A 16,446-nucleotide genomic window follows, 5' to 3' on the forward strand; every position below is an offset into this window, starting at 1 on the left:
GTCGCAATGCGAGCCGGTGGCGATGGGCTTGCGCGCGGGATCGCGCCCGGCCAGCGTGCCTATCAGGTTGCCGCCGGCATCCAGGCGGGTCGCCAGGCCCGCGGCCTCGAACTCGCTGCGCAGCCAGGCGCGGGCCTCGTCGAACAGCGGCGAGAATGCGCGGCGCGTCCAGGGGACGTCGGGCAGGGTGAAACGGGAAAGGGTTTCGACGCGGGCCCAGAGGCGCTCGGCGTTCAGGGGAGGAAAAGCGTGTGGCATGAGACTTCCTGAAAATACGCCAGGAATTATGGCATGCGTGCCTGCAAGGTCTGGCTGCGTGGCGCATCCAGGAACAGCGCCACCACCGCAGCGCAGGCCAGGGTGATAGCGATCAGCGCGTGCAGCAGTTGGCGGAAGGCGTCGTCATAAGCCTGGCGCAACAGGGCCGGGGCCGCGCCGGGCTGATGGACCAGGGCTTGCGCCATGTCGCCGGCTGCGAGGTATTGCGCGGCGGCGCCTGGATCCCCGCCGAGCCGGTGGGCGATCAAGAAGGTCAGCAAGGCGTTGACGCTGGCCAGCGCGATGCCTTCACCGGCTACGCGGGTGGTGCTGAAGATGCCGGCGGCCATGCCGGCGCGCTCGGGCGGCGCGACGCTCATGGACAGGCCGTCCATCAGGCCCCAGGGCAGGCCGGTGCCTGCGCCGATCAGCAGCATGGGCCAGAGTGCGGCCTGGGGCGCGTGTTCCACCCCGATGCGGCTGAGCCAGTACAGGCCCAGGGCTGCGGCCAGCAGGCCCAGCGCGCAACTGCGGCCCGCGCTCATCCAGCGCATGGTCCAGACGGCGACCGCCGGCATGAAGAGCAGCGGCGCGGACAGGGCCGCCATCGCCAATCCTGCGCTGGCTTCGCTGCGCCCCTCGATGCCGATGAAGCGGATCGGCAGCAACACCAGCAGCACCACATAGCAATAGCAGGTGGCTACGGGCAGCATCTGCACGCCGACAAAGCGCGGATAGCGCAGCAGCGTCAGGTCCAGCATCGGCCGGCGCACGCGACGCTCGATCGCGACGAAGGCCAGCAGGCACAGCGCCGCAGCGGCCAGCAGCCTCCAGGCAAGCGCGGACGCGCCGCGCGCGGCAGGCATTTCCAGGATGCCCCAGGTCAAGAGCGCCAGCGCGCAGGTGAAGGCCAGGCTGCCCGCCCAGTCCAGCGGACCCGCTTGCGGGTCCCGCGATTCCTGCATCCGGGGCAGGGCGACGGCCAGCGCCAGCGCGCCGACGGCGGCGCTCGACAAGAAGACCGAGCGCCAGCCCAGGCTGTCGATCAGCAGGCCGGCCAGCATCGGCCCCAGCGCCAGGCCCGCGCCGAAACTGGCGCCGAGCAGGCCGAAGGCGCGGGTGCGCGCCGGACCAGGGCAGGCGTGCGCCAGGGACGCCGAACCGCCGGCCAGGGCTGCGGCGGCGCCCGCGCCTTGCAGCGCGCGCAGGCCGTCCAGCCAGGCCACAGTGGGTGCGAACGCCAGCGCAACCGATACCAGCGCGAACAAGGCCACGCCAGCCACGAACAAACGCTTGCGGCCATAGGCGTCGGCCAGCGTGCCTGCCGCCATCAGCAGGCTGCCGAAGCTCAGCATGAAGGCGTTGGTGATCCAGCCGAGCGCCTGGGCGTGACCGCCCAAATCGCGGCCGATGGCGGGGGTGGCGATGGCGCCGCCGGAAAAGCTCAAGGGCAGGATCAGGGCGGCCGTGCAGACGGCAAGCATGGTCCAGCCAGGGGAAACGGGAACTGAGGTAGAGGAAGGCATCGACGAATCAGGTTGGAATAGCCGGGATAGGCGTCGATGAAGGATAAAATCGCGTCAATAAAACAAAAATGCCGCGTATTTCCTATCTAAGCGGATAAATATTCCTTAATGGAGCGGAAATGGACAGCCTGAGCGGAATACATGCCTTCGTCCACGCCGCGCAGCGCGGCAGCTACGTCGCGGCCGCCGAGCATCTGGGCCTGTCGGCCTCGGCGGTGGGCAAGAGCGTGGCGCGGCTGGAGGACAGGCTGGGCGTGCGCCTGCTCAACCGCAGTACGCGGCGCATCAGCCTGACCGAAGCGGGCGCGCTCTATCTGGAGCGCTGCTTGCGCATCGTGCACGAGCTGGATGAGGCCGAAGCCGAGGTGACGCAGGGCCGCGAAGCGCCGCGCGGGCGCTTGCGGGTCAGCGTGCCGGCCATCGGCTACCGCTTGTTGCTGCCGCTGCTGCCTGAATTCACCCGCCTTTATCCGGAGATCGAACTCGACCTGGACTTCAACGACCGCATCGTCGACGTGATCGGCGAGGGGTTGGACGCAGTGATACGCAGCGGGGACTTCGCTGACTCGCGCCTCAGGGCGCGGCCGCTGGGGCCGTATCGATTCGTGGTGGCGGGCGCGCCCGCCTATCTGGCCGCGCATGGCGCGCCGCGCACGCCGGACGACCTGGATGGCCACGCCAGGCTGGCCTATCGCTATCCGGGCTCGGGCCAGGCGCAGCACTGGCAGTTCCGCGACGGGCCACTCGCGCCGCAGCCCGCGGCGTTGACCTTCAATAGTGTCGAGGCGCTGATCGGCGCGGCACAGGCCGGGCTGGGTCTGGCCTACCTGCCGGACTTCGCGCTGCGGGCGGCTTTGGACGAAGGCAGGCTCATCACTGTGTTGGACGAGCACCTCGACGCTGGCGGCCGCTTTTCCGTGTTGTGGCCCGACAGCAGGCACCCGCTGCCCAAGCTGCGCGCCTTCGTCGATTTCCTGGCCGAGCGGCTGGGCGCCTAGCGCCTGAGGCGCCAGGAAGGTTCGCGCTTTTCCAGGAACGCGCCGACGCCTTCGCGCGCTTCGTCCGTGCTGCGCACGGCCGCGATGCGTTCCACCGTATCGGCGATGAGGGCCGCGTCGATCTCCCGGCCGGCGAAATCGCGCACCAGCCGCTTGCTGGCCTGCACCGCGCCGGGGCCGTTGTCGCACAGGGCAAGGCACAGCGCCTCGGCGCGTTGCGCCAGGTCGGCCAGGGGGGCGACGTCGTGCACCAGGCCCAGCCGGAACGCGGTCGCGGCGTCGAAGCGCTCGGCGGTCAGGAAGTAGCGGTTGGCCGCGCGCTCGCCCATGGCGCGCAGCACATAGGGGCTGATGGTGGCGGGCAGCAGCCCCAGCCGTGTTTCCGAAAGGCAGAAGTGCGCGCTGTCCGCGGCGATGGCGATGTCGCAGGCCGACACCAGGCCCATGCCGCCGGCATAGGCGTCGCCGTTGACGCAGGCCACCACCGGCTTGGGGCAGGACCAGATCGCGTGCAGCATGCGGGCCAGCTTGGCCGCGTCGGCGCGATTTTCGGCGTCGGTCAGCGTGGCCATCTTGCGCATCCAGTTCAGGTCGCCGCCGGCGCAGAAGGCCTTGCCCGCGCCCGTCAGCAGCAGCACGCGCACGGCGGGGTCGTTCACCGCGGCCTGCACTGCGCCGGTCAGGGCGGCGATCAGCGTGTCGTCGAACGCGTTGCGCATGTCGGGGCGGTTCAGCGTCAGGCGGGCGATGGGTCCGTCGTGGGCGATGTCCAGCGGGGCGGGCGTGGTCATTCCGGGTCTCCAGTTTTCTTGATTCAGGCTCAACAAAGCGGCGGGACTAGCGGTCGATTCTAGGTTGAAATTTCTGTTCCGGCCATCGAATCGGAACAAATATTGAGTTATCCTCAAAAAAAATAATGGAGCGAGACATGAGCCAGAAAGCAGGCGGCGTGGCCGCCGGCCAACGCTACGCGTCGGTATTCCGGCCGGGGCTGTATCAGGGCAAGACCATCGTCGTGACCGGGGGCGGCAGCGGGCTGGGCCGCTGCACCGCGCACGAGCTGGCGTCGCTGGGCGCGGGCCTGGCGCTGGTAGGGCGCAAGCTCGACAAGCTGCAGGCGGCGCAGGACGAAATCTGCCGGATCTACCCCGAGGCCAGCGGCCGCATCAGTCTGCACGCCTGCGACATCCGCGACGAGGCCGGCGTGCGCGGCGCGGTTGCCGATGCGCTGGCGCGGCATGGCGCCATCGACGGCCTGTTCAATTGCGCGGGCGGCCAGTTCCCGGCGCCGCTGGACCGCATCAGCTACAACGGCTGGAACGCGGTGGTGCAGAACAATCTGCACGGCACCTTCCTGATGTCGCGCGAGGTCTACACCCAGCACATGCGCCAGCACGGCGGGGCCATCGTCAACATGCTGGCCGACATCTGGGGCGGCATGCCGGGCATGGGGCATTCGGGCGCGGCGCGCGCGGGCGTCTGGAACCTGACCGAAACCGCGGCCTGCGAATGGGCCCATGCAGGCGTGCGCGTCAACGCGGTGGCGCCGGGCTGGATCGCTTCCAGCGGCATGGACAGCTACGACGAGGACTACCGCGCCGTGCTGCGCGAATTGCGCACCAAGGTGCCGCTGCAGCGCTTCGGCACCGAGGCCGAGCTGGCGGCGGCGGTCGTGTTCCTGCTGTCGCCGGCCGCGGCCTTCATCAACGGCAGCGTCATCCGGGTGGATGGCGGCGTGCCCAATGCCCGCCATTCCTGGACCCTGGCGCCCGCCGAGCGGGGCGAAGCCTACAACGGTTTTCCTCAGTACGAGCCGCCGTCCTTGTTTTCCGACGATTGAAGCCGATGCAGGGCGTCCCGCACTTCGCCGCGGAATTGCGCCAGCGCCAGGGCGTCCTGCGCGGGCGGCTGCAGCGCCTGCCACAGGAAGCCGACCAACTGGTCGGCGGTGGCGGCCACGTTCACCCGTGCGCCGCGCAGGATGGCGTCCCACAGCACATGCTCCATCGGCCCGTAGACGGCCGAGCGCAAGAGCCGCAGCGGCATGTCGCGGCGGATGTCGCCGTCGGCCTGGCCCTGGGCCAGGATGCCCATCAGCGGCGCGGTGTAGCGGCGCTGCAGGCCCGCGTAGACATCGCCGAAATCGTCGTTGCGCGCGCGCCCTTCGGACAGGATGAAGGCGCACAGCCCGGTGCCTTCGGCCAGCAGGTGGCGCAGGTGCGCATGCACCAGGAAATGCAGCCGGGCCCGCGCGCCGTGCACGTGGGGCAGGCTGTCCTCGACCTTGGCGATGATCTCGTCGTACCAGTCGCTGATCACCCGCACGCACAGTTCGCGCTTGCCGCCGAAATAAGTGAACACCGTGGCTTCGGACACGCCCAGGCGCTGCGCGATCTCGGTGGTGGTGGCCGCCTGGAAGCCGGCTTCGGAGAAGACCTGGCGGGCGACGCGCAGGATGTCGCGGATGCGCTGTTCGGATTTGGCGCTGGCCGGCGGTCGGCGCATCGGGACGGTGGCGGCTTTTTCCATGCGGGGGGAGTGGGCTGCGGGGGGACGGGGGCTTATTATTGAGCCAGGGTCAAGTTTGAGGCAAGACGTTACATCGCTGGCGCCGGGCGCCGGCGCGTTCGACAACAACATCAGAGACAAACCATGCTGTCCAGAGCCGATTCCTACGCGCAGCTCGCGTCCCAATTCCAATGGCAGGTGCCTGCGGCCTACAACATCGGCGTCGACGCCTGCGACAAATGGGCCGACGGCAGCGGCCGGCTGGCGCTGATCTACGAGCAGAGCGACGGCGCGCAATCGCGCTACACCTTTGATCAGATCAAGACGCTGTCCAACCGCCTGGCGCACAGCCTGGAGCGCCACGGCGTCAAGCGCGGCGACCGCGTTGCCGTCTACCTGCCGCAGGCGCCCGAAACGGCGGTAACCCATATCGCGGTCTACAAGATGGGCGCGGTGGCTGTGCCCTTGTTCACGCTGTTCGGCGTGGACGCGATCCAGTACCGCCTGGCCAACAGCGGCGCGGCCGCGCTGGTGACCGACGCCGAAGGCTGCCGCAAGCTGCGCGAGATTCGCGCCGGCCTGCCCGACCTGAAGGTGGTCTATTGCATCGACCAGGACTGCCCGGACGACGCCGTGCCTTTTCACGCTGCGCTGGCCGCGGAATCCGAGGACTACACGCCGGTGGCGACGGCGGCCGACGACCCGGCCGTCATCATCTATACGTCGGGCACCACCGGCAAGCCCAAGGGCGCGCTGCACGCGCACCGGGTGCTGCTGGGCCATCTGCCGGGCGTGGAGATGTCGCACGAATTCTTCCCGGAGAATGCCGCGCTGATGTGGACGCCGGCCGACTGGGCCTGGATCGGCGGCCTGCTGGACGTGCTGCTGCCGTCCTGGCACCACGGCGTGCCGGTGCTGGCGCGCCGCTTCGAGAAGTTCGACGGCGCCAGCGCCTTCGAGCTGATGGCGCGCCATGGCGTGACCCACACCTTCCTGCCACCCACCGCGCTGAAGATGATGCGCGGCGCCGAGCTGCCGGCCGGCGCCGGCGCGCTGGCGCTGCGCTCGGTCGCCAGCGGCGGCGAGTCGCTGGGGGCGGAGCTCATAGACTGGGGCCGGCGCGTGCTGGGCGTGACCATCAACGAGTTCTACGGCCAGACCGAATGCAACATGCTGGTGTCGTCCTGCTCGTCCCTGTTCGACCCCTGCATCGGCGCCATCGGCCGCGCTGCGCCGGGCCACCGCGTCGCTATTGTGGATGAGCGGGGCGTCGAAGTGGCCGATGGACAGGAGGGCAACATCGGCGTATTGCGCCCGGATCCCGTCATGTTCCTGGGCTACTGGAACAACCCCGAGGCCACCGCCGAAAAGTTCGCGGGCGACTACCTGCTGACCGGCGACCAGGGCGTGCGCGACGCGCAGGGCTTCATCCGCTTCGTCGGCCGTAACGACGACGTCATCACCAGCGCCGGCTACCGCATCGGCCCCGGCCCCATCGAGGACTGCCTGATCGGCCACCCCGCCGTGCGCATGGCCGCGGTGGTGGGCGTGCCGGACGCCCAGCGCACCGAGATCGTGATGGCCTATGTGGTGCTGAACGAAGGTTATGCAGGGGATGACGCGTTGGTGAAGGAACTGCAGGCCCACGTGCGCAAGCGCCTGGCGGCCCACGAGTATCCGCGCGCGATCCGTTTTGTAACCAGTTTGCCGACCACCGCCACCGGCAAGATCATCCGCCGCGAGCTGCGCGACGGCAGCTACGCCTGACCGGTCTCAACCGGTGACAATGTCGTCCAAGAGGATGGGTTGACGGGCAGCCAGCCGCTGCAAGTATGATGGCGCAAATTGATACGGCCCCATGCCAATTGGGGCCGTATCACCATTAGCCTTACTAGTATGGAGATAAACCCCGATGAATAAGCCTTTGGATGGGGGATTGGCAGCCTTGAACGTGCCTGCCTATGTGAAGCACCGCGGCCTGATCGACTGGGTCGCCAGCTTTGTGGCGCTGGCCAAGCCGGACCAGGTCGTGTGGTGCGACGGTTCCCAGGAAGAATATGACCGGCTGTGCGAACAGATGGTCCAGGCGGGCACCATGCGCAGGCTGAACCCCGCCAAGCGGCCTAATTCCTTCCTGGCGTGCTCGGATCCTTCCGACGTCGCCCGCGTGGAGGACCGTACCTTCATTTGTTCCGACCGCGCCGAGGATGCCGGCCCGACCAACAACTGGGCCGAACCCGCCGCCATGCGCGAGACGCTCAACGGCCTGTTCGACGGCGCCATGCGCGGCCGCACGCTGTATGTCGTGCCGTTCTCGATGGGCCCGCTGGGTTCGGACATCGCGCACATCGGCGTGGAACTGTCCGACAGCCCTTACGTAGCCGTGAACATGCGCATCATGACGCGCATGGGCAAGCAGGTCTATGACGTGCTGGGCGCCGACGGCGACTTCGTGCCCTGTGTGCATTCGGTGGGCAAGCCGCTGGCCGCAGGCGAGGCCGACGTGGCCTGGCCGTGCAACCCGACCAAGTACATCGTCCACTTCCCCAAGACCCGCGAAATCTGGAGCTTCGGCTCGGGCTACGGCGGCAACGCGCTGCTGGGCAAGAAGTGCTTCGCGCTGCGCATCGCGTCCACCATGGGCCGCGACCAGGGCTGGCTGGCCGAACACATGCTGATCCTGGGCGTGACCTCGCCCAAGGGCCGCAAGTACCACGTGGCGGCCGCCTTCCCGTCGGCCTGCGGCAAGACCAACTTCGCCATGCTGATCCCGCCCCAGGGCATGGACGGCTGGAAGGTCACCACCATCGGCGACGACATCGCCTGGATCAAACCCGGCAAGGACGGTCGCCTGCACGCCATCAACCCGGAAGCCGGCTACTTCGGCGTGGCCCCGGGCACCAGCGAGCAGACCAACTTCAACGCCATGGCCACGCTCAAGGCCAACGTCATCTTCACCAACGTGGCGCTCACCGATGACGGCGACGTCTGGTGGGAAGGCATGACGGACGAGCCGCCGGCGCACCTGATCGACTGGCAGGGCCAGGACTGGACGCCCGCCATTGCGCGCGAAACCGGCCGCAAGGCGGCGCACCCGAACGCGCGCTTCACCGCGCCGGCTGCGCAATGCCCGTCCATCGACCCCGAATGGGAGAACCCCGAAGGCGTGGTCATCGACGCCTTCATCTTCGGTGGCCGCCGCTCCACCACCGTGCCGCTGGTCACCGAAGCCCGCAACTGGGTCGAAGGCGTCTACATGGCCGCCACCATGGGCTCGGAAACCACCGCAGCCGCTGCCGGCCAGCAGGGCGTGGTGCGCCGCGATCCCTTCGCCATGCTGCCGTTCTGCGGCTACAACATGAGCGACTACTTCAGCCACTGGCTGAAGCTGGGCAAGCAGCTGGAAGCCGCCGGCGCCACCTTGCCGCGCATCTATTGCGTCAACTGGTTCCGCAAGGGTCCGGACGGCAAGTTCGTCTGGCCGGGGTTCGGCGACAACATGCGCGTGCTGCGCTGGATGCTGGGCCGCATCGACGGCCAGTCCAAGGGCGTGGACCAGGTGTTCGGCATTTCGCCGAGCTACCAGGACATCGACTGGACGGGCCTGGAGTTCAGCCCGGACAAGTTCGAGCAGGTCATGTCGGTGGACGCCGCCGCCTGGCGCGACGAACTGGCATTGCACCAGGAGCTCTTCGCCCAGCTCAAGCAGGGCCTGCCCGAAGACCTGCCGGCCACCAAGGCCAGCATCGAAGGCCGCCTGGCGGCCTGAGTCCGGGCGTCGTGAGGGTGTCTGGCGCTGGCGCTCGCCAGGCGTCTGACACCCCATGGGAAGCTTGCGCAGGTTGAGACGGATCCGCCCGGTTGCCAGACGGCCGGACGGAGCCGGCTTCCGGCACGGCCGCGTGCTGTTTTTTGCGGCACAATCACCCCATGAAACTCGACGCTGAAGACCTCGCCAAGATCAGTTCGCTGACCGTCGCGCACTACCAAGAGAACGCGGACTCGTTCGAGGCCGGCACGCGCGACCACGACGTCAGCCAGAACATCGCGGCGCTCCTGCGTCACATCGAAGGCGAACCTCCTTACGACATCCTGGATTTCGGCTGCGGGCCGGGCCGCGACCTGAAAACGTTCGCGGCCCTGGGCCATCGCGCGGTCGGCCTGGACGGCACGCCGCGCTTCGTCGAGATGGCGCGGCAGGCTACTGGCTGCGAGGTCTGGCAGCAGGACTTTCTGCGCCTGGCCCTGCCGCCGGCGCGCTTCGACGGCATCTTTGCCAACGCCGCCTTGTTCCACGTGCCTGGCCAGGAGCTGCCGCAAGTGCTGCGCGCCTTGCATGGCGCGCTCAAGCCGCGCGGCGTGCTGTTCAGCTCCAACCCGCGCGGTGGCAACCAGGAAGGCTGGAACCGCGGGCGCTATGGCGCCTACCATGACCTGGAAGGCTGGAGCGCGCTGCTGACGGCGGCCGGCTTCGAGGAACTTGAACACTACTACCGGCCGCAGGGCCTGCCGCGCGAGCAGCAGCCCTGGCTGGCCAGCGTCTGGCGGCGCACGGCGTAGTTCAGGCGGCCTGGATGGTCCAGGGCGCGTCCGGCAGATCGATCACTTCGCAATCAACCGTGGGGCCTGCGCGTTCCAGCACGGCGAATTCGCCGTCCGCCAGCGCCATCAAGGGGTGGTGCCAGACATCCCGGCGCAGCGTGATGCCCACGCCCGCGCCCGCCATGAAGGCGCGCAGCGTGGCCAGGTCCGGCGCCTCTGCGCCCAGCGCAACCAACACCACATAAGGCGTGCCCGCCAGCGGCAGGAAGGTCTGGCTGCCCAGCCTGTGGCGTTCCAGCATGCGGGCGGCAAAGGGCAGGGCGATCGCCTGCGCGCGGAATACCGACAGCGATGGCCGGCCGCCCGCGTCCAGCAGATCGGGCTCGCCCATTTCCACGCGCAGCGAGGTGCCCGCATTGATCGAGCGGCCGGCGCGGCCGGCGCTGCTGACGACCTCGCCATAGGGTGCGAACGCCGCAGCGGCCAGAGGCTGCGCTATCAGGGTGTGGGCAGCCATCAGAAATTGATCCCCAGCCATTCGCGCACCTGTTCATGCAGGTCGCCGGCAAAATCCTCGGGCGAGCCGGAGGCGGTGATTTCGCCCAGGCTCAGCACGTAGATGTGGTTGGACATGGCCACCACGCGCCGCACGTTGTGGTCCACCAGCAGGATGCCCATGCCGGCGTCGGCGAAGGCGCGGATCCATTGGAAGACTTCGGCCGCCACGCGCGGCGCCAGCCCGATGCTGGGTTCGTCGATCAGGCAGACCTGCGGCTGCACCATATAGGCCTTGGCGAATTCCAGCGACTTCTGCTGGCCGCCGGACAGGTTGCCGGCCTGGTCCTTGAGCTTTTCCTTCAGCACCGGAAAGCGCTCCAGCGTTTCAGTAAAGCGCGGCTCCAGCACGTCGCCGTAGCGCTTGCGCCGGCCCTCCAGCGGCAGGCGCAGGTTTTCCTCCACCGTCAGGTAGGGGAACAGGCTGGATTCCTGCGGGATGTACCAGAGGCCGTCGTCGATCATGCGGTGCGGCGGCTGGCCCGAGATATCGCGTCCGGCGCGCGTGACGCGGCCGGACTTGGGTCGCAGGAAGCCGCAGATGGCTTTCATCAGCGTGGACTTGCCCGCGCCGTTCAGGCCGATCAGGCCGCTGATGCGGCCGGCCTGCACCGTGAGCGAGACGTTGCGCAGCACGTCGATGTCGCCCATGTAGCCCGCGGTCACGCCTTCCATGGCGAGCAGCGTGTCAGGCATGGTCCTGCTCCTCTTGTCCCGGTTCGCCCAGATAGGCTTCGATCACCGCGGGTTCGCGCAGCACCTGCTGCGTGGGGCCGTCGGCCAGCACGCGGCCGGCGTTCATGCACACCGAGCGCGGGCACAAGTCCACCACCACCGGCATGTCGTGGCTGACCAGGATGAAGGTCTGGCCGCTCTGGTTGCGGCGGCGGATGAATTCCGACATGGTTTCCTTCATGACCGGGTGCACCGCGGCGAAGGGTTCGTCCAGCAGCGCGATGCGCGGCGGCGCCATGAAGCAGGCGCCGAACTCCAGCAGCTTTTTTTGCCCGCCCGACAACTGCCCCGCGTCCAGGTGCATGACGTGGGTCAGCTTGAGCTCGTCCAGCAGTTCCAGCGCGCGGCGGCTGGCGGCCGCCTCGTCCAGGCCCATGGCCAGCCCGCATACGATCAGGTTGTCGTAGGCGCTTACCCGGTTGAAGACGCGGGTCATCTGGAACATGCGCAGCACGCCCAGCCGCGTCAGTCGCGTGGGGTTCAGCCCCATCACGCTGCGGCCGTCCAGCAGCACCTGGCCCGCGTCCGCCGCCAGGTGGCCGGACAGCACGTTGAGCAGGGTGGTCTTGCCGGAGCCGTTGGGGCCGATCAGCCCCAGCAGTTCGCCGTCGGCGACGTCCATGCCCGCGCCGTTCACGGCCAGCAGGCCGCCGAAACGCTTTTGTATTCCGGATATCTGCAGCAGTGGCATCAGGCCCCCCTGGCGCTGGCGCGGGCGTCGCCGGAGCGGCGCAGGATAGCGCGGCGCGCCAGGCCCCACAGCCCTTCACGGAAGAAGCGCGCGAAAATGATGACCAGCAGCGCGAACACGATCATCTGGATGTTGCCCGCGTCGCGCAGCAATTCCGACGCGACGTAGACCAGCACCGCGCCCAGGAGCGGCCCGACCAGCGTGCCCATTCCGCCGATCACCACCATGGCGATCACCATGCCGGTCTGCGTCACGATGCCGAGTTCCGGGCTGACCAGCTGCGCGAAGGTGCCGTACAGGCCGCCGGCAAAGCCGCAGATGGCGCAGCTGACCAGAAAGGCCAGCGTCTTGTAGCGCACCACGTCGATGCCGCGGCTGGCCGCGCCGATCTCGTCGTCGCGGATGGCCTGCAGGAAACGTCCCGGGCGCGCCCGCAGCAGCAGGAAGATCAGCAGCGTCACCGCCGCCAGCGCGGCCAGGAACAGGTAATAGTTGCCCACGCGGCTTTCCAGCAGCGCCGGCACGTGCAGCCCCTGGTCGCCCCGCGTGAAGTCAATGGAGTTGTAGATCACCAGTCGTACGATCTCGGCGAAGGACAGCGTAGTCAGCGCCAGGTAGGGGCCCGACAGCCGCAGCACGATGCGGCCCAGCACCAGGCCGATCAGCCCCGGCACCACCGCGGACAGCGGCAGGCCCAGCCACAGCGGCACCTTCCAGTGATAGGCCAGGAGACCGGTGGTGTAGCCGCCCAGCATGGCGAAGGCGGCCGGCGCCAGCGAGAACTGGCCGGCGTAGCCCGCCAGCAGGTTCCAGCCGCAAGCCAGCATGGCGAAGTACATGCTGACGATCAGCACGCCCAGCCAGTACGGCGAGGACACGCCCAGCGGCAGCAGCGCCAGCACAGCCAGGAACGCCAGCGACAGCCGCATTTCCTGGGTCAGCTTGTTGCGCAGCAGATTGGGATGGGCCAGCGGATCCATGTTCAGACCTCCCGCGCGCGTTCGCCGAACAGGCCCTTGGGCCGGAACAGCAGGATCAGGATCAGCAAGGCCAGGCCGAAGGTGTCGCGGTAGTCATAGGACAGGTAGACCGCGCCGAAGCTCTCCAGCACGCCCAGCGCCAGCGCCGCGACGATACTTCCGGGAATCGAGCCCATGCCGCCTATCACCACGATCACATAGGACTTGATGGCCGGAAACGCGCCCACGTCCGGCGCCGGATTGATGACCGGCGCCAGCAGCGCCCCGGCCAGCGCCGCCAGCACGCCGGAGGCCATGAAGATGATGCTGCTGGCGCGCGCGGTGTCGATGCCGGCAATAGAGGCGCCCAGCCGGTTCTGCGCTACCGCCTGCACCTGCCGGCCCCACAGCGAACGCTTGATGAAGAGCGCCAGCCCGATCAGCAGCACGATGGACAGGCCGGCAGTGATCAGCTTCTGCCCGCTCATCATGAAAGGACCGACCGCCATGCGCGTCACGTCCGACAGCGCCGGGCCGCGCATGGGGTAGGGGCCCACGACCTTGTCCACCAGGTTGATCAGCAGCAGCGACAGCCCGAAGGTGACCACCACCGCGTACTCGTCCTTCATCAGCCCCCAGGAGCCGTAGCCCGCGTACAGCGGACGCATCAGCCAGCGTTCCGTGGCCCAGCCCAGCAGCGCGCCGGCGGCGGCGGCCACGGGCAGCGCCAGCCACGGCGGCACGCCCAGGGCCAGCGAGACCAGGGTGTAGGTGTAGGCGCCTATCATGTAGAACTCGCCATGGGCGAAGTTCACGACCTTCAGGATGCCGAAGATCATGGTCAGGCCGACCGCCATCAGCGCGTAGTACAGGCCGATAATCAGGCCGTTGACGAACAGGTCCAATGCCAGCACTCGATTCTCCCTGGCGCCGGGGCGGGGCCCGGCGTGTTGCGGTCATGCTGTGGAGGCGATCCGGTACTTTTGCCGAGGGCGGCGCCCCCGCTTTGGGGGCGCATTCTCTTTATTTGGCTGGCTTGACCAGCTTTTCCACCTGCAGCGGCTGGCCGGTGGCCTGGATCAGCGTGGTCTTGCTCAGCGGCTGGTCGACTTCGGTCAACTGGTAGGTGACGTAGGGGATGTCGACCCACTGCTGGTAGGTGTAGCCCGGCTGCTGCGAGAAGCTGAACTTGCCGCGCACGCCTTCGAACTGCATGCCCTGCAGCGCCTTGATGATGGCGGCGCTGTCGGTGGACTTGGCCTCTTCGATCGCGCGGGCGATCAGGAGCACCGAGTCCGCGGCCTGGAAGATGAGGCGGTTGGGTTCGGTCTTGGCCTGCTTCTGGTAGGTGGCGGCCACGTCCATGCCTATCTGCGGCATGGGCATCTGCGGGTGGTACAGGCCGAAGGCCAGCATGTACTTGCCGGCTTCCTTCACGTTCTTCCAGAAGTCCGGATAGTCGGCGATGCCGGCGCCGTCGTAGAACCAGGTCTTGGCGCTGGGCGCCACGCCTTGTTCGTACAACTGGTTCATCAGGATGTAGGCGGCCGGCGGCAGCATGATGTTGACCACCAGGTCCGGCGGGCTTGCGCGCAACGGCAGCACGGCCGGCGTGAAGTCCTTGCCGGCGCGGTCCAGCGCCACGTACTTGTACTGGGTCTGCGGCGCGGCCTTCTTGAGGAATTCGCCCAGCAGCTTGGCCTGGCCGATGCCGTAGTCGGTGTTCTCGGCGAAGGCGACCACGCTTTTGACCTTCAGCGCCGCGATGGTGTCGGCCATGGCGCTTGAGACGCGGGTGTTGTAGTTGGCCGGATTGAAGACTTCCGGATAGCCCTTGGCGCGCACGTCGTCGGACCAGCAGTTGGTGTTGACGTAGGGCACCTTGTAGCGGTGCGCGACCTCGATTTCGGCCAGGCAGACCGAGCTCTGGTGACCGCCAGTGACGGCTACCACCTTGTCGCGCGAGATCAGTTTCTCGGCCGCCGCGCGGCCCTTTTCCGGAATGCCCTGGTTGTCTTCGTAGATGATCTTCAGCGGCCGGCCCAGCACGCCGCCCTTGTCGTTGATCATCTTGGCGATGATTTCCACGCCGTCCTTCACCTGGGTGCCTTGCACCACCGACCCGGGCGGGGACTGCGCGATGCTCACGCCGATGACGACGGGATCGGCGCCATGGGCGGCGGAGGCGAGTACGACCGCGGATACGGCTGCGGCTAAGCGGAGCAGTTTCATCGTGGTTTCCTTCTGGAAAGGAGGTGCGGCGATGCCGCCGCTCGCGCAGGCGAGGCGTCGGCGGGCGGGAACTCTGCTCGTTTGTAATCCTGTAGTACCGGTCTGACCAGTTAGGGCTTACCAGCATCGGGCCGGCCTTGGCGCCGGCCCGGCAGGGGGGGCGTCAGGCCGCCAGCAGGTTTTCGATGCGGGCGGCGGTGTTCAGCACGCGCCAGTCGGCGCCGCGCGCGCCCGCGATCTGCAGCCCCAGCGGCAGGCCGTTGCGGCCGCTGCCGCAGGGCAGCGTCAGCGCCGGCATGCCGGTCAGGTTGAAGGGCATGGTGAGGCCGGTGACGGCCGTGTGCAGCGGCACTTCGCGGCCTGCGATGTCGACCGCGCCCGCACCGGAGCGCGGCGGCTCGATGCGCAGCGTGGGGGTGACCAGCACGTCCACCGACTGCATCGCTTGGTCGAACATGTGCGCCAGCGCGGCGCGGCCGCGCTGCGCCCGCGTGTACCAGGTGGCGGGGAAGAACTGGCCGATCTCCAGGCGCACGCGCACGTCGTCGCCCAGCGTCTCGGGCTGGTCGATCAGCCGGCGCCAGTGGATGTCGGTGGCTTCGCTGCACAGGGTGGCGAATTGCAGCGCCGCGCTGTGCTCGACGCCCGGCAGGTCCAGCGGCACCAGCGTGGCGCCGTCGGCCTGCATCCGCGCCAGCGCATGGTTGACCGCCTGCGCCACGTCCTCGGCCAGCGGGTCGTAGAAGTAATTGCGCGGCACGCCCACGCGCAGGCCGGTCAGCGCGCCGGCGCTGACGGTGCGTTCGGCCTGGCCCGACATGATGGAATAGGCCAGGGCGGCGTCGGCCACGCTGGCGGCGATGGGCCCAAGGTGGTCCAGGCTTGCGCCCAGCGCCTGCGCACCGTCGCGCGAGATGGCGTCGAAGGTGGGCTTGAAGCCGACCACGCCGCAGCAGGCGGCGGGGATGCGGATGGAGCCCGCGGTGTCGGTGCCGACGGCCAGGCGGACGATGCCGGCGGCCACCGCCGCGGCCGATCCGCCGCTGGAGCCGCCCGCGGTGTAGCCCGCCCCGCGGGGATTGCCGACCCAGCCGTAATGGGGATTTTCGCTGGTGATGCCGTAGGCCAGTTCGTGCAGGTTGGTCGTGCCCACCACCAGCGCGCCGGCTTCGCGCAGCCGCGCCACGGCCAGCGCATCGTGCAGCGCGGGTGGCGGTTTCAGGCCGCCGCTGCCGTTGGTCTGGGGAAAGCCCGCGACCTGCATCAAGTCCTTGACGGCGATCGGCACGCCCATCAGCGGCATGGCCGCGCCTTCACGCAGCCGGCGCGCGGCGGCCGCCGCAGCGCCGTCCAGCGCCGGGGTGTCGGACAGGCTGATGAAGGCATTCAGGCCGGCCTGCTGCCGGGCCGCGGCCAGCGCGGCGCGGGCGGCGTCGGCGGCG

15 protein-coding genes and 1 pseudogene are annotated in these 16,446 nt (G+C 68.6%); 5 read left to right on the top strand and 11 right to left on the bottom strand.

Annotation, left to right across the window (positions count from 1 at the left end):
- Both HV766_RS29900 and HV766_RS29905 read right to left on the bottom strand, forming a co-directional pair.
- A pseudogene (locus HV766_RS29900) lies at window positions 1-258 on the bottom strand (Zn-dependent hydrolase); the annotation flags it as partial.
- A 26-nt stretch (window positions 259-284) separates the two neighbouring features.
- Window positions 285-1,784 carry an MFS transporter gene (locus HV766_RS29905; RefSeq protein WP_175182358.1) on the bottom strand — a complete coding sequence of 500 codons (1,500 nt, stop codon included), beginning with the start codon at window positions 1,782-1,784 and terminating at the stop codon, window positions 285-287.
- Between the two features lie 119 nt (window positions 1,785-1,903).
- Between HV766_RS29905 and HV766_RS29910 the strand changes: the two genes are divergently transcribed.
- A complete protein-coding gene (locus HV766_RS29910) occupies window positions 1,904-2,782 on the top strand; it encodes a LysR family transcriptional regulator (RefSeq protein ID WP_119449099.1) in 879 nt (292 codons plus the stop codon).
- Here HV766_RS29910 and HV766_RS29915 read toward each other — a convergent pair.
- Window positions 2,779-3,573, bottom strand: coding sequence for an enoyl-CoA hydratase/isomerase family protein (locus HV766_RS29915; RefSeq protein ID WP_175182359.1), 795 nt, complete (start codon window positions 3,571-3,573; stop codon window positions 2,779-2,781). The two genes, HV766_RS29910 and HV766_RS29915, sit on opposite strands and share 4 nt — an antisense overlap.
- A 137-nt stretch (window positions 3,574-3,710) precedes the next feature.
- On the opposite strand from HV766_RS29915, the gene HV766_RS29920 reads away from it, so the two are divergent.
- Window positions 3,711-4,622, top strand: coding sequence for an SDR family oxidoreductase (locus HV766_RS29920; protein ID WP_054459133.1), 912 nt, complete (start codon window positions 3,711-3,713; stop codon window positions 4,620-4,622).
- On the opposite strand, the gene HV766_RS29925 is transcribed toward HV766_RS29920, so the two are convergent.
- Entirely contained in the window at window positions 4,586-5,311 is a 726-nt protein-coding gene (locus HV766_RS29925) for a TetR/AcrR family transcriptional regulator (protein WP_125473651.1), read from the bottom strand. The genes HV766_RS29920 and HV766_RS29925 overlap by 37 nt on opposite strands.
- A gap of 123 nt (window positions 5,312-5,434) precedes the next feature.
- Between HV766_RS29925 and HV766_RS29930 the strand changes: the two genes are divergently transcribed.
- The 3 genes from HV766_RS29930 to HV766_RS29940 all read left to right on the top strand — a co-directional run bounded on the left by HV766_RS29930 (window position 5,435) and on the right by HV766_RS29940 (window position 9,850).
- Window positions 5,435-7,057 carry an acyl-CoA synthetase gene (locus HV766_RS29930; protein ID WP_119451836.1) on the top strand — a complete coding sequence of 541 codons (1,623 nt, stop codon included), beginning with the start codon at window positions 5,435-5,437 and terminating at the stop codon, window positions 7,055-7,057.
- Window positions 7,058-7,202: 145 nt separating this feature from the next.
- Window positions 7,203-9,059 (top strand): phosphoenolpyruvate carboxykinase (GTP), encoded by a 1,857-nt coding sequence (locus HV766_RS29935; protein WP_054459137.1) that lies wholly within the window; start codon window positions 7,203-7,205, stop codon window positions 9,057-9,059.
- Window positions 9,060-9,220: 161 nt separating this feature from the next.
- On the top strand, window positions 9,221-9,850 hold the full coding sequence (locus tag HV766_RS29940; RefSeq protein WP_054459139.1) for a class I SAM-dependent methyltransferase: 630 nt from the start codon (window positions 9,221-9,223) through the stop codon (window positions 9,848-9,850).
- Window position 9,851: 1 nt separating this feature from the next.
- Here the strand turns inward: HV766_RS29940 and HV766_RS29945 are convergent, their stop codons facing one another.
- The 7 genes from HV766_RS29945 to HV766_RS29975 form a co-directional block, all read right to left on the bottom strand.
- Window positions 9,852-10,349: an ureidoglycolate lyase gene (locus HV766_RS29945; RefSeq protein WP_054459143.1), complete on the bottom strand. Its 498-nt coding sequence runs from the start codon at window positions 10,347-10,349 to the stop codon at window positions 9,852-9,854.
- A complete protein-coding gene (locus HV766_RS29950; RefSeq protein WP_013393054.1) occupies window positions 10,349-11,083 on the bottom strand; it encodes an ABC transporter ATP-binding protein in 735 nt (244 codons plus the stop codon). The genes HV766_RS29945 and HV766_RS29950 overlap by 1 nt, the downstream gene beginning before the upstream one ends.
- Window positions 11,076-11,813, bottom strand: a complete 738-nt coding sequence (locus HV766_RS29955) for an ABC transporter ATP-binding protein (protein WP_175182360.1) — start codon at window positions 11,811-11,813, stop codon at window positions 11,076-11,078. Before HV766_RS29955 ends, HV766_RS29950 begins: the two co-directional genes overlap by 8 nt.
- Window positions 11,813-12,793, bottom strand: a complete 981-nt coding sequence (locus HV766_RS29960; protein ID WP_054459151.1) for a branched-chain amino acid ABC transporter permease — start codon at window positions 12,791-12,793, stop codon at window positions 11,813-11,815. The genes HV766_RS29955 and HV766_RS29960 overlap by 1 nt, the downstream gene beginning before the upstream one ends.
- A 2-nt stretch (window positions 12,794-12,795) precedes the next feature.
- Window positions 12,796-13,686: a branched-chain amino acid ABC transporter permease gene (locus tag HV766_RS29965; RefSeq protein WP_054459153.1), complete on the bottom strand. Its 891-nt coding sequence runs from the start codon at window positions 13,684-13,686 to the stop codon at window positions 12,796-12,798.
- A 109-nt stretch (window positions 13,687-13,795) separates the two neighbouring features.
- Window positions 13,796-15,004, bottom strand: a complete 1,209-nt coding sequence (locus tag HV766_RS29970) for an ABC transporter substrate-binding protein (protein WP_054459154.1) — start codon at window positions 15,002-15,004, stop codon at window positions 13,796-13,798.
- A gap of 163 nt (window positions 15,005-15,167) precedes the next feature.
- The coding region (locus tag HV766_RS29975) for an amidase (RefSeq protein WP_175182361.1) at window positions 15,168-16,446 on the bottom strand (1,279 nt) is incomplete at its 5' end.

Origin of the sequence: Achromobacter aegrifaciens (assembly GCF_902859735.1) — a bacterium.
GTDB lineage: Bacteria > Pseudomonadota > Gammaproteobacteria > Burkholderiales > Burkholderiaceae_B > Achromobacter > Achromobacter aegrifaciens.